General features: G+C 55.1%; 22 protein-coding genes. 11 read left to right on the forward strand and 11 right to left on the reverse strand.

Features of this window, described 5'->3' with window-relative positions; all coding sequences use genetic code 11:
* Position 1: 1 nt before the first annotated feature.
* The 4 genes from ACW17M_RS00420 to nhaD all read left to right on the forward strand — a co-directional run bounded on the left by ACW17M_RS00420 (position 2) and on the right by nhaD (position 6,182).
* Positions 2-1,171, forward strand: a complete 1,170-nt coding sequence (locus ACW17M_RS00420) for an FAD:protein FMN transferase (RefSeq protein ID WP_457546708.1) — start codon at positions 2-4, stop codon at positions 1,169-1,171.
* A gap of 1 nt (position 1,172) precedes the next feature.
* Positions 1,173-2,543, forward strand: coding sequence for a bifunctional UDP-N-acetylglucosamine diphosphorylase/glucosamine-1-phosphate N-acetyltransferase GlmU (gene glmU, locus ACW17M_RS00425; RefSeq protein ID WP_190374218.1), 1,371 nt, complete (start codon positions 1,173-1,175; stop codon positions 2,541-2,543).
* 188 nt (positions 2,544-2,731) lie between these two features.
* Entirely contained in the window at positions 2,732-4,558 is a 1,827-nt protein-coding gene (gene glmS, locus ACW17M_RS00430; RefSeq protein WP_457546709.1) for a glutamine--fructose-6-phosphate transaminase (isomerizing), read from the forward strand.
* A 157-nt stretch (positions 4,559-4,715) separates the two neighbouring features.
* Positions 4,716-6,182, forward strand: coding sequence for a sodium:proton antiporter NhaD (gene nhaD, locus ACW17M_RS00435; protein WP_022521061.1), 1,467 nt, complete (start codon positions 4,716-4,718; stop codon positions 6,180-6,182).
* An 89-nt stretch (positions 6,183-6,271) separates the two neighbouring features.
* Here nhaD and ACW17M_RS00440 read toward each other — a convergent pair whose 3' ends face one another.
* The 3 genes from ACW17M_RS00440 to ACW17M_RS00450 all read right to left on the reverse strand — a co-directional run bounded on the left by ACW17M_RS00440 (position 6,272) and on the right by ACW17M_RS00450 (position 9,065).
* Positions 6,272-6,871 (reverse strand): CBS domain-containing protein, encoded by a 600-nt coding sequence (locus tag ACW17M_RS00440; protein WP_027958514.1) that lies wholly within the window; start codon positions 6,869-6,871, stop codon positions 6,272-6,274.
* Between the two features lie 131 nt (positions 6,872-7,002).
* Entirely contained in the window at positions 7,003-8,388 is a 1,386-nt protein-coding gene (locus tag ACW17M_RS00445) for an ATP-binding protein (protein WP_457546710.1), read from the reverse strand.
* The gene (locus ACW17M_RS00450; protein ID WP_022521064.1) at positions 8,385-9,065 is read right to left on the reverse strand and encodes a response regulator transcription factor; all 681 of its coding nucleotides are present in this window, start codon (positions 9,063-9,065) and stop codon (positions 8,385-8,387) included. Before ACW17M_RS00450 ends, ACW17M_RS00445 begins: the two co-directional genes overlap by 4 nt.
* Positions 9,066-9,234: 169 nt before the next feature.
* Here ACW17M_RS00450 and ACW17M_RS00455 point away from each other — a divergent pair, with 169 nt between their 5' ends.
* Together ACW17M_RS00455 and ACW17M_RS00460 are read left to right on the forward strand one after the other, a co-directional pair.
* Positions 9,235-10,185, forward strand: a complete 951-nt coding sequence (locus ACW17M_RS00455) for a GNAT family N-acetyltransferase (protein WP_457546711.1) — start codon at positions 9,235-9,237, stop codon at positions 10,183-10,185.
* Positions 10,186-10,369: 184 nt separating this feature from the next.
* Entirely contained in the window at positions 10,370-11,212 is an 843-nt protein-coding gene (locus ACW17M_RS00460) for a c-type cytochrome (protein WP_457546712.1), read from the forward strand.
* A gap of 106 nt (positions 11,213-11,318) precedes the next feature.
* Here the strand turns inward: ACW17M_RS00460 and rep are convergent, their stop codons facing one another.
* Entirely contained in the window at positions 11,319-13,388 is a 2,070-nt protein-coding gene (gene rep, locus ACW17M_RS00465; protein ID WP_230804341.1) for a DNA helicase Rep, read from the reverse strand.
* Between the two features lie 110 nt (positions 13,389-13,498).
* On the opposite strand from rep, the gene ACW17M_RS00470 reads away from it, so the two are divergent.
* A complete protein-coding gene (locus tag ACW17M_RS00470; RefSeq protein WP_022521067.1) occupies positions 13,499-13,969 on the forward strand; it encodes a tRNA (cytidine(34)-2'-O)-methyltransferase in 471 nt (156 codons plus the stop codon).
* On the opposite strand, the gene pyrE is transcribed toward ACW17M_RS00470, so the two are convergent.
* On the reverse strand, positions 13,970-14,635 hold the full coding sequence (pyrE, locus tag ACW17M_RS00475; RefSeq protein ID WP_457546713.1) for an orotate phosphoribosyltransferase: 666 nt from the start codon (positions 14,633-14,635) through the stop codon (positions 13,970-13,972).
* 141 nt (positions 14,636-14,776) lie between these two features.
* Here pyrE and ACW17M_RS00480 point away from each other — a divergent pair, with 141 nt between their 5' ends.
* Positions 14,777-15,544, forward strand: a complete 768-nt coding sequence (locus ACW17M_RS00480; protein WP_009286323.1) for an exodeoxyribonuclease III — start codon at positions 14,777-14,779, stop codon at positions 15,542-15,544.
* A gap of 126 nt (positions 15,545-15,670) precedes the next feature.
* Here the strand turns inward: ACW17M_RS00480 and rph are convergent, their stop codons facing one another.
* Positions 15,671-16,393 carry a ribonuclease PH gene (rph, locus tag ACW17M_RS00485; protein ID WP_170834128.1) on the reverse strand — a complete coding sequence of 241 codons (723 nt, stop codon included), beginning with the start codon at positions 16,391-16,393 and terminating at the stop codon, positions 15,671-15,673.
* 706 nt (positions 16,394-17,099) lie between these two features.
* Between rph and ACW17M_RS00490 the strand changes: the two genes are divergently transcribed.
* Complete coding sequence (locus tag ACW17M_RS00490) at positions 17,100-17,984, forward strand: D-alanyl-D-alanine carboxypeptidase family protein (protein WP_443604823.1); 885 nt, start codon at positions 17,100-17,102, stop codon at positions 17,982-17,984.
* 123 nt (positions 17,985-18,107) lie between these two features.
* Here the strand turns inward: ACW17M_RS00490 and ACW17M_RS00495 are convergent, their stop codons facing one another.
* The 5 genes from ACW17M_RS00495 to ACW17M_RS00515 form a co-directional block, all read right to left on the reverse strand.
* Positions 18,108-19,664 (reverse strand): FGGY family pentulose kinase, encoded by a 1,557-nt coding sequence (locus tag ACW17M_RS00495; RefSeq protein WP_457546714.1) that lies wholly within the window; start codon positions 19,662-19,664, stop codon positions 18,108-18,110.
* 13 nt (positions 19,665-19,677) lie between these two features.
* Entirely contained in the window at positions 19,678-20,670 is a 993-nt protein-coding gene (locus ACW17M_RS00500) for an ABC transporter permease (protein ID WP_457546715.1), read from the reverse strand.
* Entirely contained in the window at positions 20,667-21,665 is a 999-nt protein-coding gene (locus ACW17M_RS00505; protein WP_161463629.1) for an ABC transporter permease, read from the reverse strand. The genes ACW17M_RS00500 and ACW17M_RS00505 overlap by 4 nt, the downstream gene beginning before the upstream one ends.
* The gene (locus ACW17M_RS00510; RefSeq protein WP_457546716.1) at positions 21,658-23,145 is read right to left on the reverse strand and encodes a sugar ABC transporter ATP-binding protein; all 1,488 of its coding nucleotides are present in this window, start codon (positions 23,143-23,145) and stop codon (positions 21,658-21,660) included. The genes ACW17M_RS00505 and ACW17M_RS00510 overlap by 8 nt, the downstream gene beginning before the upstream one ends.
* Before the next feature lie 76 nt (positions 23,146-23,221).
* Positions 23,222-24,205 (reverse strand): substrate-binding domain-containing protein, encoded by a 984-nt coding sequence (locus ACW17M_RS00515; RefSeq protein WP_457546717.1) that lies wholly within the window; start codon positions 24,203-24,205, stop codon positions 23,222-23,224.
* Between the two features lie 300 nt (positions 24,206-24,505).
* Between ACW17M_RS00515 and ACW17M_RS00520 the strand changes: the two genes are divergently transcribed.
* Positions 24,506-25,522: a substrate-binding domain-containing protein gene (locus ACW17M_RS00520; RefSeq protein WP_457546718.1), complete on the forward strand. Its 1,017-nt coding sequence runs from the start codon at positions 24,506-24,508 to the stop codon at positions 25,520-25,522.
* A 105-nt stretch (positions 25,523-25,627) separates the two neighbouring features.
* The gene (locus tag ACW17M_RS00525) at positions 25,628-26,506 is read left to right on the forward strand and encodes a YicC/YloC family endoribonuclease (protein ID WP_457546719.1); all 879 of its coding nucleotides are present in this window, start codon (positions 25,628-25,630) and stop codon (positions 26,504-26,506) included.
* Positions 26,507-26,553: the final 47 nt, after the last annotated feature.

The following is a 26,553-nucleotide window of genomic DNA, read 5'->3' on the forward strand; positions in this document are numbered from 1 at the left end:
GATGAAAAAGGCTGTTGAACGCACAGCAAGGTGGGGACGTGCACTGATCGTAACGGGCTCACTGCTGGGCTTGGGGTTAGGCGTGGCAGGCTGCTCAGAGAGTGATCGACCGCTGGAACCACCGGTACGCTTTGATGGCAATATTTTCGGCACCTTCTACCAGGTGACCATTATGGATCCGCTTACTCAGGGCGAGTCTCTTGAATTGGAAGAGGGCTTTAAAGCAGAGCTGGAGAGCGTTGATCAGGCGATGTCGACCTACCGGGATGACTCGGAGCTGATCGCCTTCAACGAAGCGCCTTTAGATGAGTGGCAGCCACTCTCCAATGAGCTTATTGACGTGCTTGCGATTAGCCAATCCGTCGCTGAAGCCAGCCACGGCGCTTTTGATATTACTGTAGGCGACCTGGTCAATTTATGGAGCTTTGGCCCCGGTGCACGGCCTGAAACCGTCCCTTCCGACGATGCCCTGTCCGAGGAGCTTGCCCAGGTAGGCATTGATGCGCTAGAAATCGACACCCAAAATATGCAGGCGCGGCGTACCCGCGATGTGTTTGTCGACCTTTCCGGCGTGGCCAAAGGCCATGGAACTGACCGCGTAGCTGCTTACCTGGAACAGCAGGGGCTGGAGCACTACTTAGTCAATATTGGCGGAGAACTGATCGCCCGCGGCCTGCGTGATGAGGAAGAACAAACGCCCTGGCAGATTGGCATTGAGGTGCCTGAAAATGGCCGGCAGCGTGCTCAGCATATTATCCCGTTAGAGAGTATGTCGGTGGCCACCTCGGGTGATTACCGCAACTATTTTGAAGTGGATGGCCAGCGCTTTTCCCACACCATTGATCCGCGCACGGGGCGGCCGGTGACCCACCAGCTTGCCTCGGTGTCTGTTTTCCATCCCTCCAATGCCTGGGCAGATGCCTGGGCGACGGCGCTACTGGTGGTTGGCGAACAGGAGGCGATGCAACTGGCCATTGAGAATAACCTTAAAGTGCTTTTGCTCGTGCGTGATGGCGAGCAGTGGCGCAGCATTGCTAGCCCGGAATTTGTTAATTATTTTGGGGAAACGCTGGTTAATGAGTTGGGCATTGAACAACGACGAGCCCCAGCGACCAACAGCCCCGCCACAGACAGCCCGGCGCCCGCTGACCCATCAGTAATAGGTGAATAGTATGCAAGAACTGGATATTGTCATTCTCGCCGCGGGTAAAGGCACGCGGATGCGTTCACAAATTCCTAAAGTGTTGCATCCCTTGGCCGGCAAGCCAATGGTGCAGCACGTGCTGGATACCGCTTCAGGGTTGCAGCCGGATCGCACCCATGTCGTTATTGGCCATGGCGCTGACCAACTGCGCGAAGTGCTGGCAGAAAAGCCTGTAAAGTTTGCCGTTCAGGCCGAGCAGAAGGGCACCGGACACGCGGTGGCGCAAGCGCTCGAGCAGTTAGGGAGCGGTAAGGTGTTAATCCTTTACGGCGATGTACCGCTGCTGCAGCGGGAATCCCTGAGCGAGCTGTTGGCCCATGTGGATGAGCAGCACATGGGGCTGTTGACGGTAACGCTAGCTGACCCCACGGGCTATGGGCGAATTGTGCGTGACGACGCAGGCGAAGCAGTGGCGATTGTTGAGCAAAAAGATGCCAGTAGCGCCGAGCTTGCAATTACCGAATGCAATACCGGTATTATGGCCATGACGAGTGCCCAGCTTAAACGCTGGTTACCGCAGCTCTCCGCAGAAAATGCCCAGGGTGAGTACTACCTGACCGATGTAATTGCCATGGCCGCAGCGGAAGGCATCAAGGTATGCACTGCCCAACCGGCCTCCGCTGTTGAAGTGGAAGGGGTTAATAATCGAGCGCAAATGGCCCGCTTGGAGCGCGTTTATCAACGCCAGTTGGCCGATAAGTTAATGGCACAAGGAGTGGCACTTGCCGACCCCGAACGGCTCGATGTGCGCGGGCATTTGACCTGCGGTCACGATGTGTTTATCGACGTGGGTTGTGTATTTGAAGGCGAGGTTGAACTAGGTGAGGGCGTACGAATTGGCCCCTACTGTGTGATCAAAAACAGCACCATTGGTGCAGAGAGCGTGATAGAACCCCACAGCGTGATAGACGGCACCGTGGCAGCTGGCCTGAACCAGGTTGGCCCCTTTGCGCGACTTCGCCCAGGGACGCGGTTGGCGGTAAAAGCCAAGGTGGGCAATTTCGTTGAAACCAAAAATGCCGATGTGGGTGAGGGCAGTAAGATCAATCACTTAAGCTATGTCGGTGATGCCCGATTGGGGCGTGACGTGAACGTGGGAGCAGGCACGATCACCTGTAACTACGACGGCGCTAACAAGCACCACACCGATATTGGTGATAACGCCTTCATCGGTTCGAACACCGCCTTGGTCGCACCTGTTTCGGTAGGCAAAGGCGCTACCATAGGGGCTGGATCTACGATTGCTAAAGATGTCACCGACTACGCGTTGGCCGTTACGCGAGGCCGTCAGCTAGAAAAAATTGATTGGCTGCGTCCCAGTAAAGTGACAAAGCCATAGGGCGGGAAGGAAGCAATTAAAGAGGGCTCTTGAGTCAGCTCTTAAAACAGCGCTTAAAATCGTTTTTAAATGGTGCTAAGAATCATTAAAAAGACGTATTTATAATCAATGGTTGTCGTTCTACCGTTCAATGGGTTGGTCGAGTAGCGTTTGTGAAGAGCTCTGGTTGATAAACTAGGAGAGTGATTATGTGTGGCATTGTAGCCGCCGTTGCCCAGCGCAACGTCCAAGAAATTCTATTAGAAGGACTAAAACGCCTGGAATATCGCGGCTACGATTCAGCCGGTATGACGGTGTTCAACGACGGCGTATTAACCCGCCATCGTGCGCTTGGAAAAGTGGCGGCGCTTACCGCTCAATTGGATAAGGCCGCGCTACCGGGTTTTTCGGGTATCGCGCATACCCGCTGGGCAACCCACGGTAAACCCTCTGAGGCCAATGCGCACCCGCACCACAGTAGCGATCAGGTTGCCGTTGTGCATAACGGTATCATTGAGAACTACGAGGCTATAAAAGAGGGCCTCCAGCGCAGTGGCTATGCGTTTAGCTCAGAAACCGACACCGAAGTAATTGCTCACTTACTCTCCGAAAAGCTGGCTGATGGGCTCACCCTGTTTGATGCTACCCAGCAGATCGTTAACGGCTTAGGCGGCGCCTACGCACTGGGCGTAATGTGTGCTCAAGAACCTGGCGTGGTGGTTGGCGCTCGCCAGGGTAGTCCGCTGGTGGTCGGTGTGGGGATTAATGAGGCCTTTTTAGCCTCTGACCCGCTGGCGCTGCTGCCGGTCACAGATCGTTTTATTTACCTTGAAGAGGGTGATTTGGTCGAGCTGCGCGAGCAGGGTGCCATTCGCATAGTGGATCGCCACGGTAACGACGTCGAGCGCCCTATTCATACCTTTGAGCACGGCGATGGCGCGGCCAGTAAGGGCGATTACCGCCACTATATGCTCAAAGAGATTTTCGAGCAGCCAACGGTGATTGAGGCGGCACTAGAGGGGCGGCTGAGCGCTCAAAGCGTGTTAATAGAGAGCTTTGGCCCCGATGCGCTGGCGCTTTTCCAGCGCACTCGCCACGTGCATATCATTGCCTGCGGCACCAGCTACCATGCGGGGCTGGTGGCGCGCTATTGGCTGGAGCGTTATGCGGGGGTGCCGGTGCAGGTCGAGGTGGCCTCTGAATATCGCTACCGCCACCCGGTCGTGCCCGAAGGCACGCTGTTTGTCACCCTCTCCCAGTCCGGCGAAACCGCTGACACCCTGGCTGCTTTACGCTTTGCTAAAACCCTCAATTATGTGGGCTCGCTGGCGATTTGTAACGTGCCCGGTAGTTCGCTGGTGCGGGAGTCGGATATGTCTCTGATGACCCGCGCGGGCCCTGAAATTGGCGTTGCTTCGACCAAAGCTTTTACCACTCAGCTGGTAGCGCTTATGCTGCTAACGCTTTCAGTCAGTAAAGCTAAAGATCAAGCCGAATATCCGGATATTATCGCTGCGCTGCGCACGTTGCCGGAGGTGTGTCAGCGGGTGTTGGCGTTGGATAGCCAGATCGAAATACTTTCCCAAGCGTTTGCAGAGAAACATCATGCACTCTTCTTGGGGCGCGGGGCTCACTATCCGATTGCTCTTGAGGGGGCGTTAAAGCTCAAAGAGATTTCCTATATTCATGCCGAGGCGTATCCCGCAGGGGAGTTAAAGCATGGCCCGCTGGCGCTAGTGGATAGCGAAATGCCAGTGATATCGGTCGCCCCCAACGATGATCTGCTTGAAAAGCTAAAATCCAACCTTCAGGAAGTCCGTGCCCGCGGCGGCAAACTGTTTGTGTTCGCCGATGAAAGCGTGGGTATCGACGTCCAGGAAGATATTCGTGTGCTGACCCTGCCACACGTGCACGAAGCGCTGGCGCCGCTGCTATATACCCTGCCGCTACAGCTATTGAGTTACCACGTGGCCGTGCTCAAAGGTACCGATGTTGACCAGCCGCGTAATCTGGCCAAGAGCGTGACGGTGGAGTGACGACGACGCCAAACCTTGTGAGTAGTTGAACTAATAAAAACGCTTTACGAGATGCGGCAATAAGTCGCATCTTATGCGCAACCGTTGCGTTGCAGCATGTCATTAGGGTGCTTATGATCGTGGCGGTCTTTTTCCCTTCTGATTGGATAACATCGCCATGAAACCACCAAACGTCCACGTAACCCGGCATTATGCTAGCCGGGTCGCTTGGTTGTTGCTCGCCTGCACGCTTTTTGTTTTTCCCTCCCTCTCTTATGCCGCCGCCGGGCCGCTCGATCTTACTCTTTCGCTTGCCGGTATCTCTTCTGTCGTGATCTTCGTGCTCGCTTATGCGTTGGTGATGAGTGAAGAGCTACTGCATATGCGTAAGTCTAAGCCGGTGCTGGTTGCGGCAGGGCTTATCTGGGCGCTAGTGGCCTGGGTCTATGTACAAGCGGGGATGCCGGAAGAGGCGGAAACCGCCTTCCGTGAAACACTGCTTGAATACGCTGAGCTACTGCTGTTTTTGCTGGTGGCAATGACCTATATCAACGCCATGGAAGAGCGTCGGGTATTTGATGCGCTACGTTCTTGGCTAGTGCGTAAAGGCTTCAGCTATCGCTCCTTGTTCTGGATTACCGGTGTCATGGCATTCGGTATTTCGGCGATTGCCAACAATATGACCACCGCCATGCTGATGTGCGCCGTGGTACTCAAAGTGGCCGAGGGTGATAATAAGTTTATCGGCCTTTGCTGTGTCAATGTGGTGGTAGCTTCTAACGCGGGTGGTGCTTTTAGCCCATTTGGCGATATCACCACGCTGATGGTGTGGCAGGCGGGCCAAGTACCATTTGAAGGCTTCTTCGCGCTGCTGCTTCCGGCGGTGGTTAATTTCATGGTGCCTGCGGTTATCATGAATTTCTTTATCGTCAATCGTCAGCCTGCTTCGCTTAAAGAGAATGTCTGGCTCAAGCGCGGCGCACGGCGAATTATCGTACTGTTTTTGATTACCGTGGCCATCTCGGTACTGTGCCATTCTATCCTCTACTTACCGCCTGCCATGGGCATGATGTTTGGTTTAGGCCTGCTGCAGTTCTTTGGTTACTACCTACGCCGCAGCCTGCCGCGTTCGCTTGAACGCAAGCGTGAGCGCTACTCCCGCCGGGGCGATTGGAAGAAGCTGGAGCAGCTGGGTAGCGTGGTTCCCTTCGATATTTTCAGCCGTATCGCTCGTTCCGAGTGGGATACGCTGCTGTTCTTCTACGGGGTTGTAATGTGTGTGGGTGGCCTTGGCTTTATGGGCTACCTCAGCCTGCTTTCCGAAACGCTCTACGGCAGTTGGAACCCGGTGTGGGCGAACGTGGTGCTGGGGCTTATCTCGGCAGTCGTGGACAACATCCCGGTGATGTTCGCAGTACTTTCCATGGCCCCGGATATGACGGAGGGTAACTGGCTGTTGATTACCTTAACCGCAGGCGTGGGGGGGAGTTTGCTCTCTATGGGCTCAGCCGCGGGGGTTGCCCTTATGGGGCAGGCGCGAGGTATTTATACCTTTGCCGTACACCTTCGCTGGGTACCGGCAATATTGCTGGGCTATGCCGCCAGCATTGCGACGCATCTTTGGATTAACGGCGCGTTGTTTTAAACGCTGTATAGCAAACTGAAAACGCCCCTCACTGAGTAACCAGTGAGGGGCGTTTCTAGATGTAAATTAAATGGGTTAGCGATCGGTCGTTATAGATCGTGGCCAGTTATGACTTGGCAAATATCAGCGAAGCTTTTCGCCATAGGCACCGGGTTGATTTCTTTACCTACCGCGCTCTGTATATCACTGGCTGAGATAATGCCGCGAATTCTAAGTTCGTGGTTATCATTTTGCTCTGTGATTAACAGGTGTTGATCGGTCACGGCTTCCATCGACAGCACCAGATCCTCAATGGTCAGCGATGCCAGCTGGGCGATGGTCATGGCGCTAAGCTTGTGCCACGGGGTCATGATCATTTCAGCGGTCACTTCTTCGCGGCTGAGGTTACGCTGCTGCATGGCGATGTTGATACGCCGCGTACCAATCACTTCTTTTGAGTTAATAATTCCGATGCAGTGCGCTTGGTGATCCATCACGAACAGCAGTCTTACACCGCTATAACGCATCTTGAGATGCGCCTCGTCGATAGGCGTGTCGGCATCAACGGATTGAGGCATGACTTGGGAAAAGTCGGTCAGTACCGTCATCGCTGGGCTAGTAGGCAGTAGCCGCCGCGCAGTTGGCTTGGCTAGCAGTGGTGCTGAGCCTAGTTGAATTAAGGGTTTAGGTGAAAAAGTCACTTGGTTCATCAGGGTACCTCCATGTGGAGAAAAGAGGGAGCCGTGGGTGTCTGGCTCGCCTTGCACCTCCACAGTTGCACGCAATTCTTATCGCAACCTTAAGAGACTCATAAAACTCAGCTTAGCAAGAAAAGAGGGTGCTACTCCTCTTTTAGGCGCTGTAAAACAATACGCACACGCAATCCCCCACTGAGGGCATCATCAAGCTGAAGGGTGCCGCCATGGCGTGTGACCAGCCGCTCAACGATGGAAAGTCCTAATCCTGAACCAGCACTGGGGCCCGAGCGTTGAAAGCGCTCAACCACTTTTTTGCGTTCATTGATTGGTATCCCCGGGCCTTGGTCATCCACCGTTAATTGAAAGCTTTGTGGCGTCGTCGCTAGGGTGATGCTGATGACACTATGGTTAGGCGAGTGTTGGATAGCATTACCGACTAGATTCTGTACCAGGGTTTCAATGGCACCGGGCTCTTCTAATATCGACCAATCTGCCTGCTCATCTGCATTTAACAGTAGTTGCTGTTCGCGCTCAGCGGCCAGCGGCGAAAGCTTGGCCAGGGTCTCACGCACTTCACTAAGCAACTGGCTAGTGCGGTATTCAGGCTGCGACTCCTCTTCAGGCTCCAGGCGAGCCAGCGTTAAGAGTTGGGTAACCAAGCGCGTGGCCCGTGCAACGCCGCCGCGAAGGTGACTGAGCGCCTCCTGACGATCTTCAAGATTGTCGGCAGTCAGGGCATTCTGGGCGTGTAGATCAAGCACTGCTAACGGGGTACGTAATTCATGCGCGGCATCGGCAATAAAGCGCTTTTCACGCACGCGCATTATGCGGATTCGCTCTAACAGCCGGTTGAGCGCACCGGCGATAGTATCTAGTTCCTGGGGCAGTGGGCTGAGGGTGAGGGGCTGTAAATTATGCGGATCACGATTGCGAATTTGCTCGGCCATGCGCAACAGTGGTACCAAGCCCCAGCCAATCGACCACCACAGCAGGGCGGTGAGTAGCGGCAGGCCAATCAGGTCGGGCAGTAACGTGCGCAATGCTACCGCCCTGATCAGCTCCCCGCGAACGTCTTCGCGCTCGCTAACCACAATCCGCTGTATGGAGTTGGGGATGTCGAGTACATAAATGCGCCATTGGATCTCATCAATAGACTGACTAGTGAAACCCAAAGGGAGATCGGCCAACGGCGACTCAGGGGCATTAGCTGAGCGCAACAGGAGGCGGTTCCGTTCCCATAGCTGAAAGCCCAGCTGGCTATCCGCCCGGTAACCTGCAAAGCGTCGATCAGATCTCGCCGTTTTGCCTAGAGCGCTTTCTAGGCTGTTGAGCAGTACACCCCGGGCTTCATCTGGCAATGGTGCTTGCAACAAACCTTCTAATAAGCGCGCATTTTGCTCAAGACTGGCATCGTACAGTGCTTCAATTTCATGGGCAGCGTAGCGATAGCTGATAAAGCCAATCACCAGCATGCTAATGCCAAACACCAGCAGCGCTAGCCCCAGAGTGCGTTGGCGGATAGAGGTCATGAGTGCTGATCCTGATCCGTTTTATCCATTACGTAACCAATGCCGCGTAGTGTGCGAATCAGGTGAGGAAAGAATTTTCGCCGAAGGTGGTGCACATGTACTTCAATGGCATTGCTTTCTACATCTTCATCCCAGCCATAGACCAAGCGCGTTAGGGTATCGCGGGTGAACACTCGCCCAGGGTGACTCATAAACTCTTGCAGCAGGGTTAATTCCCGTCGTGATAACACCACGGGTTTCCCCTGGTAGCTAACCTGCATGGTTAACGGATCAAGGCGAATACCTCGGCACTCTAGGGCGCTGTTTACCTGGTCACTGCTACGTCTCAACAAGGCTCTCAGGCGGGCTTTTAATTCAGCGACCTCAAACGGCTTGGTTAAATAATCATCGGCACCTGCATCCAACCCGGCGATACGTTCATCGACGGCATCGCGAGCGGTTAATACCAAAATGGGCACGCGATTGCCCAGCCGCCGCACGGCTTCCAGTACCTGCATACCATCCATACGCGGTAGCCCCAGATCGAGAATGACCGCATCAAAAGGTTCACCTTCCTTTAACGCGGCCAAGGCGCTAACGCCATCACTCAGGTGATCCACCGTGAAATTCTCGGGCTTTAATGCCAAGCGAATGCCCGAGGCTAAGCTCGGATCGTCTTCTACCAACAATATACGCATGGCGGGATGGTTACTCCTTTAAATCATTCGCTGCCATTAACCTTTGAAATAAGCACGGATAAGGGTGGCGTGCAAAGGCTTAGGCCGTCAGGATGAGGTTATAAATTGTAGGCTAATAACGTAGCACGCTTTATTACTTCTTCGGAGCTCGGCATTTGATTGATCAGCCATGACGTCTAGTTACCCCTCAAATAGCCCAGAGGTAGTACTTTGCCCGCCAGCACGGCGTCGCGAGGCACTGCTGCAGCTGGCTGCTGCTCATGACCCTGAACAGCAAGCGGCACTGAGCGCTGCCGTAAAGGCAATGTACAATCAACCAGATGTCCAGTGGGATGGGCTATGGATAACTATTGAGGCAGGCCAGTTAGTGAGCGCCATCTGGGTACAACCTCTGCCCATGAATATGGCGCAGCTATGGTTACCCAAGCCGTTGCCCAGCGAGCAGGGTGTGCATACTAGCGCGCTATTGCGTGCGGCCAATGCATGGGTAGAAGCCCACAATATTCGCTTGTGCCACTTGGAGCTGTCATCCCAGGCGCCCGTATCAGAAGCGCTGCTACGTGAGCATGGCATGCAGCGTTTGGCTTGCTTGGATCATTTAACCGGCAGTAGCCGCTACCGCTTAGCGATGAATGAAGCGCTGCCGCTTTCACTGCAGCCGCTTTGCGAGTTTTCTTGGGCGGAACAGCTGAATCTGCTGGCCGCAGTGGGTCAGGGTTCGCTGGATAGCCGACCCCTGCGCGACGTACTCTCAGTGGAAGAGTTATTGAATGGGTTTTATCAGCAGGATCCCCAAGCGCCACAGCACTGGTACGCAGTGGGCTATCACGAGGCTGTGGTGGGTGTGCTACTGCTTGCGCCGCGCCCTGCGCTAGGCCGTTGGGAGCTAATGTTAATGGGACTAACACCGAATTGGCGTGGCAAAGGCTTGGGGCGCTCGTTGTTAAATAAAGGCCTCGCGCTTGCCCAGCAGGCTGGCGTGCAGGAGGTCACGCTGGCGGTAGATGACATAAATTTACCGGCTAAACGGCTTTACCAGCAGGCGGGTTTCATACGCTATGCGCAGCAACGTTTATTCGCCTGGAAAGGCAGTGGTGAGAGGAGGAGTTTGCCAAATTAAGCTGCCAATAGTAGTCAACGGTTGAATAGGCGCGCTTAGTAGCATTTTCTTGCGCTTTGCGTTGCCGTTATACTAGTCCTATATGCACGTCTTGGCGTCTCAGCTGCGCACCGTCGATATTGGCGCTGCCACGCACAGGGGTTGAGGATAAAAGTTTGATGACAATACTCAAGAGGTGGTGAGAGTGAAAGCTAAGCTGATCATGAGCGGGCTGGCGGCCCTCGGCTTCATGGCGGGCACATCCAGTGTTTATGCCCAAGATGACGCCGCACGTGATGCGATTGCCGAGCGTTTGGCGCCGGTGGGTCAACTCTGTTTACAAGGCCAAGACTGTGGCACCGCAGCGGCACCTCCTAGCGATAGTAGCAGTGGCGGTGATATCGACGGTGAGGGCATCTACGGTAATGTATGTAGCGCCTGTCATGAATCGGGCGCTGCGGGCGCACCTATTCGTGGTGATGAAGAGGCCTGGGCTGAACGTGCTGAACAAGGCTTCGCCACGCTGCTAGATCACGCTATTAACGGTATTGGCGCCATGCCGGCGAAAGGCGGTAACCCCAACCTTTCCGATGAAGAAGTGGAAGCGGCGGTCGCCTATATGGTTGAGCCGGTTATGGAAGTGCCCGAGTTGAGTGGCGGTGACGAAGCTGCTGCCGATGAGGCCGCTACCGAAGAGACCGCCGCTGCTGAAGGTGAAGCGGCAACTGAAGAAATGGCTTCTAATGACGATGCAGCGAGTGAAGAAGACGCGGCAGCAGTTGAAGAAGCCAGCGGTAGCAGCGACTTAGACGGTGAAGCCCTCTACGCAAGCTCTGGCTGTGTGGCATGTCACGATAACGGCGTTGCTGGCGCACCGACAATTGGCGATTCAGAAGCTTGGGCGGCGCGTTTAGAGAAGGGGGCTGATGAGCTCTACGCCAGCGCCATTAACGGTATCGGCGCTATGCCAGCCAAAGGCGGTAATCCCAATCTTTCCGATGAAGAAGTGATGGCCGTTGTCGATTATTTAATGGCTGAAGCCCAGTAAAGTAAGCAGCAATGATTTAGCTTGGTAAATTTATCCACAGGGTGTTTTAGTCGCTGCCCTGTGGATATTCTTTTTTTAAAAGCCTAATTTTATAACTCCCACTTTATCACCCCAGCAGCGAACGCAGCCCGGCAATGGCGTCTTTACCGCGGGCCTGCTTCTTATCCGGATCCTCTTTATCGGCACGACCTTCCCACTCCAAATCCTCCCCGGGAAGCTCGTCTAAAAAGCGGCTGGGCGTACAGTCCATCAGTTCACCGTAGGCTTTGCGCTGGCGGGCAAGCGTCAGCGTTAGCGTGCGCCGCGCCCGGGTAATGCCCACATAGGCCAGCCGCCGCTCCTCCTCCACAGTGCCTACTTCGATGGCGTTGCGGTGAGGCAGTAGATCCTCTTCCAAGCCCATTAAATAGACGTGGGGGAACTCCAGGCCTTTTGAGGCGTGCATGGTGAGTAGCTGTACTCTATCCGAGTCATCCTCTTCCGCCTGCTGCTCCAGAATATCGCGCAGTACCAAGCGTGAAATAGCTGCTTCTACGCCGTCGGTTTCGGTCTCGGTGGAATCGGTATCGTCCTCTGGGTCGCGGTTGAGGGATTTTTCTAGCTGGTCGATTAGAATCCACACATTGGCCATGCGACGTTCGGCGACGGTGGGCGCGCTGGCGTTTTGATACAGCCAAGCTTCGTAATCCATATCCCGCAGCATGTCGCGAATGGCGGCAATGGCATCGCCTTGATCCATGCGCTTGCGCACGCCGTCGATAAAGTGGGTAAAGCGCGACAACCGCTCCACGGCTCGGGTCGGTAATACTTGCTCCAACCCAAGCTCATGGCAGGCGGCAAACAGCGAAATTGAGCGTTCTGTAGCATAGTTGGCGAGCTTCTCTACCGTTCCAGGGCCCACTTCGCGGCGTGGCACGTTCACAATGCGCAAAAAAGCGTTGTCGTCGGCGGGATTAATCAGCAGGCGCAGGTAAGCCATGGTGTCTTTAATCTCGTTGCGCGAGAAAAACGACGTACCACCGGAGAGTTTGTAAGGAATTTGGTAGTGCTGCAGCTTAAGCTCTAACAAGCGGGCCTGGAAATTGCCCCGATAAAGCACCGCAAAGTCCCGCCACTCGGCCTTTTCCTTGATACGCCGGGTGAGCATTTCGCTGGCGACCCGCTCAGACTCCGCCTCTTCATGACGATTCACGATTACTCGAATAGGCGCGCCGTCGCCCATATCAGACCATAGTGTCTTCTCGTAAACGTGGGGGTTATTGGCGATCAGTGTGTTGGCGGCGCGCAGTATCGTGGCGGTAGAGCGGTAGTTTTGCTCCAGCTTGATGACTTTCAGGCGTGGGAAATCCTCACCCAGGGTAATCAGGTTTTCAGGGCGTGCACCGCGCCAGGCGTAGATCGACTGGTCATCATCGCCCACTACGGTGAATGTGGAGCGCTCCGCCATTAGCAGTTTCACCAACAGGTACTGGGAGACGTTGGTGTCCTGGTACTCATCCACCAGCATGTAATGGATTTTGCGCCGCCAGCGCTCGAGCGCTTCCGGATCGTTCTTGAGCAATACCACCGGCAGCAGAATCAGGTCGTCGAAATCCACCGCGTTGTAGGCTTTTAAATGGCGTACGTAGGCTTCATACACCCGAGCGGCAAAGTGCTCATCGTCATCAGCCGCAAACGAGAGCGCATCGCTGGGCAGCACCAAGTCGTTCTTCCAGGTGGAAATTTTGCTCTGCACGGCGTTGATCTGCTCGGCGTCCACCTGAGCGTCTTTATTCATCAAATCGCGCAGCAGTGCTTTGGCGTCTTCCGGGTCAAATAGCGAAAAGCCCGGTTTATAGCCCAGGGTTTTAAGCTCGCCACGGATAATATTCAGCCCCAGAGTGTGAAATGTAGAGACCGTCAGCCCGTGGCCCTCTTTGCCGTGGAGCATCTGGCCCACGCGCTCTTTCATCTCTCGGGCGGCTTTATTGGTAAAGGTCACCGCGGCGATTCTGCGCGCGCTCATCCCACACTCTTGCACCAAATAGGCAATTTTAGTGGTGATAACGCTGGTTTTACCGGAACCTGCACCCGCCAACACCAGGCAAGGGCCATCAATGTAGCGCACGGCTTCCTGTTGGCGCGGGTTTAGCCCTTTGATGCGGCTAAGAATGCTCTTGGGCGTTGCGGGCGTCATGGCGTCGGTCGTCCTCTACGAGAGTTGCAGGCGGTTTCAATTACGATTTCAAGTACGGTTTCAAGTACAATCGTCCGCTTGGCGAATGCATAATAAACAGGCAGGTGGAGATGTTTGAAGTAGCGCTTTTTGAACCGCGCATGGCACCCAATACGGGCAATATCATGCGCTTGGTGGCCAACAATGGCTGCCGGTTACACCTGATTGAGCCGCTTGGCTTCGACCTGGAAGAGAAAAAGCTGCGTCGCGCCGGGCTGGATTACCGCGACCTCGACAACGTCACTCGCCACGCCGATTTTAGCGCCTTTCAGCAAACCATGCAGGGGCGGCGCATTTGGGCGATCACTACCAAGGGAACCCGCACCTACAGCGATGCGGACTTTGCCCCAGGCGATGTACTGCTGTTTGGCTCTGAAACCGCTGGGCTCTCACCCCAGGTGCATGAAGCGCTAACTTCGGAGCATAAATTGCGCCTGCCCATGCAGCCGAACAACCGTAGCCTAAACCTTTCCAACGCCGTGGCTATTGTGAGCTACGAGGCGTGGCGCCAGCAAGGTTTTGCTGGCGCGTTGCAGGTCTAATCAGCCAGCAACCCCATAGCGGCCACGGTAAGCCCTGATCGCTTCAGCGTAGGCGAGCATTTCGCCACCGGCATGTTCTTCCAGGTAAGTGAGCACTTGCTCCAGGGTAACGATACTGACCACCGGCATGGCGTACTGAGCCTGCACTTCCTGAATCGCACTCTGCTCGCCCTGGCCGCGCTCTTGACGGTCGAGTGCGATAATTACCCCGGCGGCCTGAGCACCGCTCTGCTCAATCAGCGTCATCACTTCGCGAATCGCGGTGCCCGCGGTAATCACGTCATCAATGATCAAAATATCGCCAGCAAGCGGTGCGCCCACAATATTGCCGCCTTCTCCGTGGGTTTTAACCTCTTTGCGGTTGAAGGCGTAGGGCATATCCCGGTCGTGATGATCGGCCAGTGCCGCCGCGGTGACTGCCGCCAGTGGGATACCTTTGTACGCCGGGCCAAACAACACATCGGCGTTTAAGCCGCTATCGACAATCGCCTGGGCGTAAAAACGCCCCAGTTTGGCCAGCGCACGACCGGTTTGAAACAGCCCTGCGTTGAAAAAGTAGGGGCTAACGCGGCCAGATTTAAGCGTAAACTCGCCAAACTTAAGCACGCCTTGCTCAATGGCAAAGGCAATGAAATCGCGCTGGTAGGGTTGTAGAGTGGTGGCCACGGCATTCCTCACTAGGCGGTAGGTTTAAATCAGTACGAAAGCAACAATAAAAGTGGGGTAAATGGCAAGTTTTACTAGCTGCCTTTACCCAAACGTCTAAACGTCGGGTATCATACAGCAGCGACGCAAAAGGGACGATTTATGAAAATTGCCAGCATCAATGTCAATGGTATTCGTGATGCCGTCGATCGTGGCTTCCTGGACTGGCTGGCTCAGCAGGATGTCGACGTGGTCTGCGTGCAGAACATCAAGGCAAAAAGTTTTGAACTGGGTGACCACATTCTGTATCCGGAAGGCTATGAAGGCTATTTCCTGGATGCCGAAGAGGACGGTTTCTCCGGTGTGGCACTCTATTGCCGCAAAATTCCCAAGGCGATTATGTATGGTCTTGGGTTCCCACAGTGCGATCATGAAGGACGTTTTCTGCAGGCGGATTATGAACGCTTCAGTATCGTTTCTTTCTTGATGCCTGATGGAAGTGACCAAAAAGCCAAACAGGCGTTTATGGAGCAGTACCAAGAGTACCTGACGAAGATGTCGCGCAAACGCCGCGAATACATCCTCTGCGGTACCTGGCATATTGCCCATAAAACCGTCGATTTGGCTAACTGGTCGGATAATCAACTGACCTCAGGCTTCCGCCCGGAAGAGCGCGCCTGGATGGATCAGGTGCTTGGTCCCACCGGGTTTATCGATACCTTCCGCGAAATTAACCGCGATGCAGGTGAGTACACCTGGTGGCCGAAGCTTGACCAAGACGTGCCCCGTGAGCGCCAGGAAGGCTGGCGGATCGACTATCAGTTAGTCGGCCCCAACTTCCGCCGCCACGTGGTCGACGCGTGGATCGATTACGATGCGACCTTCTCAGAGTTCGCACCGCTAATCGTTGAGTACGACCTGGCGCTTTAAGCGCTAGGCAACGAACTTTTCCCGCGTCGCCTGTCACCCTTGCTGATTAGCCGGGGTGACAAACAACAGGCCAGCATTTAGCTGGCCTGTTGTTTTATACGCCTTACTCTTCACACCTCACCTTCATTACCCTCGAATACCCAGCGCTTCGCGCTGATGGTCGCGAAGTGCATCGCCTGCTTTCTCGGCTAAATCGAGCATGTCATTTAGCTCGGCACGGGTGAAGGCGCCGGCCTCGGCGGTTCCCTGTACTTCGATCAGCTCGCCGCTTTCGGTCATTACCACGTTCAGGTCGGTATCGGCCTTGCTGTCTTCCGGGTAGTCCAGATCCAGCACCGGCACGCCTTTATAAATACCCACGGAAATGGCGCTCACCAACTGCTTGAAGGGATCGCCCTTGATCTTCTTCTCGCGTTGCAGATAACGGATCGCATCGATCAGTGCTACGCAGCCCCCGGTAATCGCCGCGGTACGGGTACCGCCATCGGCCTGAATCACATCGCAATCCACAGTAATGGTGAACTCACCCAGCTTCTTCAAATTCACCGCGGCGCGCAGGCTACGGCCAATCAAACGCTGGATTTCCAGCGTGCGACCGCCTTGCTTGCCGCGGGTCGCTTCACGGCCACTACGGGTGTGAGTGGCGCGGGGCAGCATGCCGTACTCAGCGGTGACCCAGCCCTGATTCTTGCCGCGCAGCCAGCGCGGCACACCGGCTTCTACGCTGGCATTACACAGCACTTTGGTATCGCCAAACTCCACCAGTACGGAGCCTTCCGCATGACGGGTGTAATCGCGGGTCAGGCGAATCTCACGGAGCTGGTCGGCTTCGCGACCACTGGGGCGCACAACATCAGGACGCTTAGCACTGCTCACAAATATTACCTCTCGATAAACGCGTAACTGGGAAAAGCCGTCCATTGTACACGTCTGGGAGTGCGCTGATGGGCTTAACATCCAGCTAGCGTCTTGAAAGGGGCGTTTCAAGAGTAGTACGTAGGCGTCCGAAATACGTGAGCGAAATAGGAACTTATGAACGGATGGTACTTCCGTCTCACGCAACAAGGAATAGAAGCTGCTGCGCGGCTCAAAATTGGCAACAAAGCACCATAATCTGCGATGTGTTCGGTGAGCAGGAAATCGGTGGCTATAAGATTTATGGGCCTCTGGCGGTATTTGCTTGGAGCCAAGGGAAAGGAAATCGCCAAGCCACTACGCCCTAGAAAATGCGGGAAACGTCGCCTATTCAACATTGCATAAGCAACCAGCCTTGCGCAAAATCAGCTTGGGTATGGTCATTATCGATTTCGCAGCAGAGGCAATAGATCATGTCATTCGATCCAAACTACGTCGCCACAATTGAAGAAATCGCGGATGCAATCACAAATGATAACGTGACATGGGCTAACCACCTATCCTACGACCCGGATGGCAACGGAGCGATGACTGCTATCTGGTTTGCAACTTTGACAAATTCGTCGTCGCTGAGCGCAGACGACATCTTTGTCATCTGAATCCTAGTGACCGTTGACGACAACAGTAGGGAATAACGGAATTGGCTAATCACGCTCCGTATGATGAACGCAAATCAATAGGCCCTACGCCCGATCTCGCCGCGAAAAGTGCGATCTGTTTGCAGTTGCCCCACAACTCCACTGGCTCTGATGTCATCATCTATGAGAAGGATGCCGACAAGGCAATGGCGCCTGCGTCAATCGTCAAGCTGATGACGGCCATCGTTGCTATCGAGATGGCAAGTAACTTCCAGTTGCCGAAAAGCTTCAAGCTAGAGATGGTTCCTGAAGATGATGTCGAAGGATCTGGTCGTAACCTTCATGCAGGAGACCGCCTTTCACTCGGCGACAGCATCGCTAACCTTTTGGTGCCGTCATCAAATGTAGCAGCCAATCTGATTGCGCGGACATTTGGCCAAATGATGCTGGGATCGAAGACAGGCACAAGTCACGACGCCGTGCAACGCTTCGTTGCGGAAATGAACACGACCGCTCGAAATCTTGGGATGACGAAATCGCAATTCCTAAACCCACACGGGTTGGCGGTACGCGGACAACGATCTACCGCCCGAGATTTATCATTGTTGGTGAAGAAATGTCTGATCTATGGCCCGATTACGAGGGTTTGGGGGGCCAAAGCTTTTGCTATCGGGATAACGGGACCGGTGCCGCGCAGGCTGGTTTTAAAGTCTGCTTTTCACTCCTCAACGCGACGGGCTGTACCGGAATTCTCGCTTCCGCAATATCTTGGCGGGAAAACGGGCACGCTGTGGCCAGCTATATTCAACCTGGCATCTGTTTCGGCAACTAAGAACGGAGGGATCTGCGTCTCAGTATCGTTTGGGTCACCAACAGTAGAGGAGCGATACCACGACTATTTAAAATTGGTTGACCTCAGTAATGAATTAGCACGTGGCACCGTCTGAATCTGTACCTTGCACCGCTGATGCATCATTGCTCCGGGTGGGAACGATGTTTATGTTTTGTTCCCGGATTTCGGACGCCTACGCACTACTCATGTAATGACCCCATGAAACAGGTTGGCTGTGTCAGTCGAGACGCCCTTCGTAAAGTTTCTTGAAAGCGGCATAACGCGCAGTGTGCAGCGCCTGCATTGCCTGGTCGGGCTCTAATGTTTGTTCGCCTGGGGCGAGGCCATTGGCAACGCTAAGCATCTCACCATTGGCCTGGGCAGCCAGCGCCGCCACGGCTACCCCAAGTAGTACGGGTTCCGGCGCATCCGCCAGCACAACCCGACAACCGGTACCGTCGGCATAGAGCTTTCGCAGCAGTGCTGAACGTCCATGCCCTCCGCTGAGGTGCAGGGTATCGATGGCATAACCATGGGAATTCATACGCTCTATGATGGCGCGGGTGCCGTAAACCAGCGAGGTGGCTGCCGCCCAATAGACCTTGATGAAGCTCTCGCGAGGAGTATCAAGGGTCAATCCCGTGATGGAGCCGCGAATTTCCGGATCCGCCAAGGGTGAGCGGTTGCCAATGAAGTCAGGACAAACATGGGTGTCAGGAGCTGGGTCGCCGGATGCCAAGCGCTCGAGTAGAAGGTCTGATAACGCGCCGTGAAGATCGTCGCCGAATTCACTGCTGGCTGAAAATAGTGCCGCCAGGTGATCTAGAAGGGCACCGGTAATGCTTTGCCCCCCTTCGTTGGCAACAAAACCGTCGCATAGCGCCCCCGGATAAGGACCCCACACGCCGGGTACCTCTCGCCGCACCGGCTGGGCGCCGATATGGCAGGTGGAAGTGCCGCCAATCACGGCAAGGCGGCGCTCGGGAGCATCAGCGAGGCTTCTGCCTAGCGTGCCAAGCGCACCGGCATAGGCATCAATCATGCCCACTGCGAAGGTACACCGAGTCGTCAGTCCCAAGTCATCGGCGGCTTCTTCGGTCAACTGCCCAAGTGCTACGCCCACGGGAAGGGCTTGGTCGGGTAATCGGGCGCACTCGAGTACATCCTGCATATCGATCTGCTTTAGAAAGTCGCGATCCCAGCCATGACCAGGGCGTGGGTCAAACGTCCACTTGCAGGAGAGCATGCAGACCGAGCGTTCAAGAGAGCCGGTGCATTTAAAGCCCAGCCAATCGCCTAGATCACCAGCGTAGCCGATCTTTGCATAGAGCTCGGGCCGGTGCCGCTTCAACCACATGAGCTTAGGCATCTGCATCTCTGGAGACATGACGCCACCCAGATTGCGCAGCGGCGCTGCCTGGGTAGCCGTGCACTCAGCGGCTTCTGCGGTTGCCCGATGATCCATCCACACAATGATATTCCACGCCTCATCGCCCGGTGAGAGTGCTAGCGGCTTATCCTGCTTATCAAGGAGCACCAACGAGCAGGTGGCGCTCACCGACATACTGGTGATGGAGTCGGACGTCACGTTGGCAACCTCGCGGGCGCGCTGGGTTGCACTGCATACCGCGCGCCAGATATCCGCTGAGCTTTGCTCCACGTGATGCTCGGCAGGGCGATGCATTGCAATGGGTGTTTTCGCTTCGGCAAGCATCACGCCATCCGGCGTGAAAATGCCTGCTCGGGCGCTGCCCGTACCGATATCAATGCCTAGAACATGTTCTTGATGACTCATGGGAAAACCTTACTCACGACTGTTTAATAAATGGCATACGTAGTGCCATTACAATAATTAGAAAAGCCCCCCATACCGCGGTGGCTAGATGCTGGCTGGCGCCCATCAGATTCATGCCGGAAGCGATTACCTGCAGGCTCATCAAGCCCAGCACCAGTGGAAGTACGCGGCCAAAGCCACCAAAGGGGTTTGCCCCGGCCAGAAAACAGGCCAAAACCGTAATCAGTAGGTAGCTCTCGCCGTGGCCTACACGAACAGAGTTAAAGCGGGCGAGCATCACCATGCCCGCTAACCCTGCCAAAATGCCGGAAATCGTGTAGACGGTGATCAGCACGCGCTTGACGTTAATGCCCGAGTACTCCGTCGCCCGAGAGTTGGAGCCCAGCATATAAATCGAAAAGCCAGTGCGGGTGAAATGCATGATGTAGATCAACCCTGCGGCAGCGGCGAGAAAGATCAGCATGGGGATTGGTATGCCCAGAAAACTGCCGCTGCCGATGGTTTGAAATACCTCCGGCATGCCTGAAATACCGCCACCGCGGGTTAAAAACTCACCCACACCCTGGAGAAAGATCATTGCCCCAAGGGAAACCAAAATGGGGTGGGCGCCCACATAGGCAACGATAACGCCAATCAAAAAGCCTGCGGCAGCGCCGACGGCAAGCCCGGCGATAATCGCCATGGGAACGCTTAGTATGCCCATGCCCGCCAGTAACCCCTGTACCAGCCAGGCGGTCATCAGCCCTGCGATATTGGCGGTAAAGGTAACCGAGAGGTTCAGGCCGCCGGAAATAATGGGTAGCAGCATCGCCAGTGAGAGTAACCCCAGCTCCGGCAGCTGCATCGACATCGAGCCAAAATTAGTGGTGGTCAGAAAGCCCGGTGCCAATAGCGAGAAGAGTCCAATACTGCCGATGAGCAGTGCCGTCATGGCGGCCACTTCGATGGTATCGCCACCCAGGCGGAGTCCGGCCGTGGAGGGCTGTTTATTCAGGCGCTTATTCATACGTTCCTCGCCTTGGTGGTGCGGGGCAACAGGTTGCCTAGGTTGCTGGTGGTGATCGCAATCAAGATAATCAGCCCGACAATCATGCGGAAGGCGTAAGGAGTGACGCCCAGCAGGTTCAGGCCGTTTTGGACAACGGCGAGAAGCAGCACGCCCAGTACAGCGCCGAGCACTGAGCCGCGCCCGCCGCCCAGGGTGGCGCCGCCGAGGACGACAGCCGCCAGAATGGGCAACTCCTGGCCTATCAAGGCGTTGGGCACGACCTCTTGTACGATATGAGCCTGCATCAGGCCCGCCACCCCCGCGCATAGACCCAGCCAGCCGTAGGCAAAGGCATGGATCTTCCAGACACTAACGCCAGAGCGGCGGGCGGACTCGGGATTTGATCCGAAACCGTAGATCGCGCGCCCAAAACCGGTGCGGGCCAGAATGAACCAGGTGAGTATTACCATCACCACCATAACTGCCGCGGGTAAGTAGAGCGTGGCTGATCCGCGTTCGGCGGGTAGGTCAAGCAGCGGCACTGAATAGTAGAGCCAATCGGGGATATCGTAGATGGATACCCCGCTGGTGAAGTACATCAAGAGGCCGAAAAACAGGTTAAATGTGCCGATGGTGACGATGATCGAAACTATTCGGAAGCGATGGATCAGCAGCGCATTGAAGAGTCCCAGTAGCATGCCAACCAGCATCGAAAGCAGGATGCCAAGCAACCAGTTGCCCCCGCCCAGGTAATTCATCAGCAGTGACAGCACCACGTACTGCACCACGGATGCCGCCACTGCGAAGGAAATATCTATCCCACCCGCAATCAGAACGACGACCAGGCCCACTGCAAAGATGATATTGACCGACTGATTGTTAAGCAGGTCGAACAGATTCTGAAAGGTGAGAAAGCTGTCGGTCGCTAGTGCCAACACTATGCACAGCAGCATGAGGATACTCAATAGAGTACCTTCAGTGCCGATCCTTCTGTTTAGCAGTCGTTTATGCATTGATGATCGCCTCCAGCGCTTCTTCCGTGGTCTCCGCAGGTATGACCTCGGAGTAGATGCGCCCCTCGCGCAATACGAGCGCACGGTCTGCGTTCATCCAGATTTCTCCTGCTTCATCCGAAATCAGAATGATGGCCATGCCCTGGTCGGCAAGATTTCTGATGATGTCGAAAATACCGGCTTTGGCGCCTACATCGACGCCAATCGTCGGGCAGTCAAGAATGAGAACGTCGGGTTCAGTGGCTAGCCATTTGGCGAGTGCAATGCGTTGCTGGTTACCACCGGATAATGAGGAGACCGCAAGCTCGGCATCACTCACCTTGGTTTTAAGCTGCTCAATCCAGTGGGCGGTCAGTGCCTTGATGCGCTGAGGGGAGAGAAAAAAGCGCGGTTTTTCCAGCCTTGGTAGTACTGTCACTGCGGTATTCATATTGATGGACTGGTTTTGCACCAGGCCAAGATTGAGTCGGTCTTCAGAGAGGTAGGCAATGCGATGGCGCACCGCATCGCGGTTGGAGTTTAGCGTCAGCGGTTGACCCTCTTTTAGCAGCTGCCCTGAAGTGGGCTGGGTCATCCCAAAAATCGTGTGGGCTATTTCGGTACGCCCTGCGCCCAGCAAACCCGTCAGGCCAAGAATTTCACCGCGATGCAGGGTGAAAGAGACATTTTCAAATTCCCCTTCACGACTTAAGTTTTTAAGCTCCAGTACCGGGGCGCCTTTGTGCATTTCAGCACGGGGGGTAAACTCAAGTTCCAGCCCGGTCATCAGGGTTGAAAGTCGTGCCTGGGTCATCCCCTCGGTGGGGTAGGTGCCGACCAACTTCCCGTTGCGGAGCACGGTGACCCGTTGGCACACCTCCAACACTTCCACCAGCCGGTGGCTGACCAAGACAATGGAAATGCCTTTCGCCGCCAGTGAGCGGGTAATGCCCAGCAGCGTCTGCACCTCTTTATAGGTAAGCGAGGCAGTGGGCTCATCCATAAAAATGATACTGGCCCCTGCACGCAGCACGCGGCAAATCGCAACGAGTTGACGATGGGCAATCGAAAGGTCTTCAACACGGGCCATCGGATCCAGGTCGAGGCCAAACTGCTGAATGATCTCGCGGGATTGCGTCAGCGCATCTTTATAGGAAATAGGTCGCCAGGGGTTGGCAACGTAGTCATCGAAGACGATATTTTCCGCGACGGTCAGGTGCGGGAACAGCGCGAGATCTTGCCAGATCACATGGATGCCCCGGCTGCGCGCCTCTATCGGGCTAATGGCAGAGAGCGTTTCATCGCCAAACGAAAGCTCTACCCCCTCTTCAGGCGTGTATACGCCGTTAATAATTTTAATGAGCGTGCTTTTGCCACAACCGTTTTCACCTGCAAGGCAAAGCACCTCACCCCGGCGAAGTTCGAATTCGACATCATCGAGCACCCGGCTTTGACCGAAAATCTTGCTAACGTGACGCGCTCGAATCGCGATATCGCCCATTGGAGGCTCCTCTCTCAACATCACTGCCGCGCTCATCAAGAGCGCGGCAGCCTTTACACGATCAATAAGCGCACTCTTACAGGCCGAGCTCTGCCAGCTCATCCACGGTATCTTTGCTCAGCTTGAGTGGCTGTGAGGCAAAGATCGTTTTGCCGTCCAGGGTAATTTCACCCAGTACCGGCAATTCGGCGCCATCGGTAATCTCTTCGCCGTTATAGAGCATCTCACCCAGGGCAACGAACGCTTTGCCCGCGTCCAGAGGACTCCACTGGAAACCACCGGTAATCACACCTTCGTGTACCAGGCGGCGCCCCTGGCCAGGAGAGAACAGGCCCATAACGGCCACATCCCCTTCCAGCCCCCGCTCTTTCACGGCCCGAGCAGCACCGATGGTTCCTTGGCTACCAAACGACATGATACCGGCCAAGTCTTCGTGGGCACGCAGCAAGTCCAGGGTGGTGTTGCGGCTGTCATCGACGCTTTCGGCAACGCCGAAACGATCAGCGGCCTGGGTCAAGCCCGAGCAGTTATCATCGAGCCAGCTCACGGCAGCATCTGCCCAGGCGTTGTGAGCGGGCACGCTGAGGCCGCCAACGTAAACGGCATACGAGCCTTCGCAGCCGGTGGTGTCAGCCAATAGCTTGGCGTGCTCTTCACCTAACTGCTGCGCTGAAATCATTTCAAAGTCGTAGTCGATGTTGACCGATTCGGGGCTTTCATGGGTCAGTACGATAATTCCCTGATCACGTGCTCGTTCCAATACCGGCTCAAGAACCTCACGATCATTCGGGACAACACCAATGACATCAACGCCACGGCTGATCAGATCCTCTATCGCGCGTACCTGCAGGGCGGGGTCAGCACTGGTGGGGCCTACCATATAGGCTTCTACTCCAAGCTCTTCACCCATTTGTTCGATGCCCATTTCCATGGCATTGAACCAGGGGATGCCCCCCACCTTGGCGACCACGGCAATCGTAGGAGACTCCTGAGCCATTGCGCCGGTGCTGCCGATAATGCCTGTTAGCGTAGCTGCGGTAAGAAGTGTTTTGTATTTCATTGTGATTTCCTGCTTGCTGTTGGCTGACCCAGTCAGTGGAATAGAGTGCATTGAAGCGCTTTAATAGTGCTGCTGTACGTTGCGTCATGATCAAATAAAATGGCGCAGACGCTTCCGAGCCTCACAATGCATAGGAGCTTTACACAGTGCTGGATACGTTGAGTGGTACCTAAGCGATGCGTCATCGCTATCGTTATTGTCATTTAGTCGAGAATGCACAATCGGTTGTGCATAGCGTAGGATTGATCTATTGCATCATCACGTCAATGCTACTTTTATCTAATCGCAAGGAGCTGCCACGTGGTTAGCGACTCTTCATCCAAGCGGCTGACTATTTACGACTTGGCGAGGTTGGCAGAAACATCGCCCAGTACCGTCAGTGCTGTGCTCAACGGCACTTGGCAGCGCCGTCGCATCAGTAAGAAACTTGCCAGCAAAATTCTTTCGCTCGCCCAGGCGGAAGGCTACTCGGCCAATATGCAGGCCCGTGCCTTGCGGCGCGAGCGCTCAGGTATCATCGGCATGATCCTGCCGTTGTACGACAACCGCTATTTCAGTTCGATAGCCCAACACTTCGAATCAGAAGCACGTCGACGGGGGCTGTTTGCGATTGTTTCGTGTACGAATCGAGATCCCAAGCAAGAGTGCGAAGCAGCCCGTATGATGCTGGCTTACCGTGTCGAGTGCCTGGTATGCACCGGCGCAACGGATCCGGATACGATTGCACAGATGTGTGCAGAGAGCGGCGTGCAAAGCATTAATCTCGACCTTCCTGGCAGTAAGGCACCGTCGGTGATTTCCAATAACCGTGATGGCGCGCGACAGCTTACCCATGCCATCCTCAACCGCCTTGCTGAAGAGAAGCGCAGTGATGACCCTGTGCTATTTATTGGCGGCCGTGATGAGGATCACAATACCCGCGAGCGTATTGCCGGCTTCAAGCAAGCGAGAGAGGAGGTGGGGCTGGCGACGGCGGAAGAGAATATCCTCCCCTGCGATTATGCTGCCGATAAGGCCCAGGCTGCGTTGGCAACATACATGCGTAACCGGTCTACTCTGCCCAGCGCTATGTTCGTCAACTCCACGATTTCTCTTGAGGGCATCGTTCGTGGGTTACAGCTAAATGGCTATTATCTAGATAACATTATTTTTGGTTGTTTTGACTGGGATCCTCTTGCCGCTGCCTTTCATCCGCGTTTGATGATGGTTCGGCAAAATGTGATCGAGATGATCGACCGCGTCTTCGAGCTGATTGATACGCCACCGCGGGATTCCCGTCTGCTCATAGAGGTTCAGCCAGAAATAATGGGTGTTTGATACGCTCTTTCGCACAGCATTTACTGAATCGAATGAATAGGCTAGCCATTTAGACACGACTGTTGGCAATGCTTTATACACCGTTATTCACTACCAGGATGAAACATGGCCACTTCCAGCCGCGTACACAGCATGACCGCCTTTGCCCGCACCGAGCAGGCTGCCCCGTTTGGCACGCTGCAGGTGGAAATTCGCTCGGTGAACCAGCGCTATTTAGAGCCTCACTTCCGCCTGCATGAAAGCCTGCGTGACCTAGAGTCAGTGCTGCGTGAAGCGCTGCGCACCCGTTTAGCCCGTGGCAAAGTCGAATGCAGTGTTCGCTTTGAGAGCGCCGAAACCGCCCAAGCCCCCGCTGTTAACAGCGCCCGCTTAGCCGCCATTGCTGATGCGCTAACCGCCATTCAGCAGCAAGTACCCAGCGCCGTGCCGCCCACCACGCTTGCGCTCCTCAATCAGCCCGGTGTAATGGAAACCCAACACCTCGACCAGGATGCCATCAAAGCTGCTGCCAAAGCGTTGTTCGACCAAACGCTGGATGAGCTGATTGACGCCCGTGCCCGTGAAGGCGAAAAGCTTGCTGAGATGATCACCACCCGCCTGGCGGCAGTAAGCGAACAGGTCACCACCGTACGCAGCCTGCTACCGCAGATTTTAGAGCGCCAACGCGCCCAACTGCTGGAACGCTTGGAGGTTGCCAAAACTGAACTCGACCCCCAGCGCTTGGAAGCCGAATTGGTGCTGGTGGCGCAAAAAGCTGATGTGGATGAAGAGCTAGACCGCCTGACCGCGCATATAGAAGAAGTGAGCCACCAGCTCGCCCAGAAAGGCCCCAAAGGCCGCCGCCTGGATTTCCTAATGCAGGAACTCAACCGCGAAGCCAACACGCTCTCGTCAAAATCCGTGGTGGCTGAGACGACACGCTGTGCGGTGGAGTTGAAGGTGCTGATTGAGCAGATGCGGGAGCAGATTCAGAATATCGAGTGACAGAAACTGAAGCTATATTTTCTAAATATTCTAATTTTTGTATATAT

It is taken from the genome of Vreelandella sp. 2A-K22, assembly GCF_054065485.1.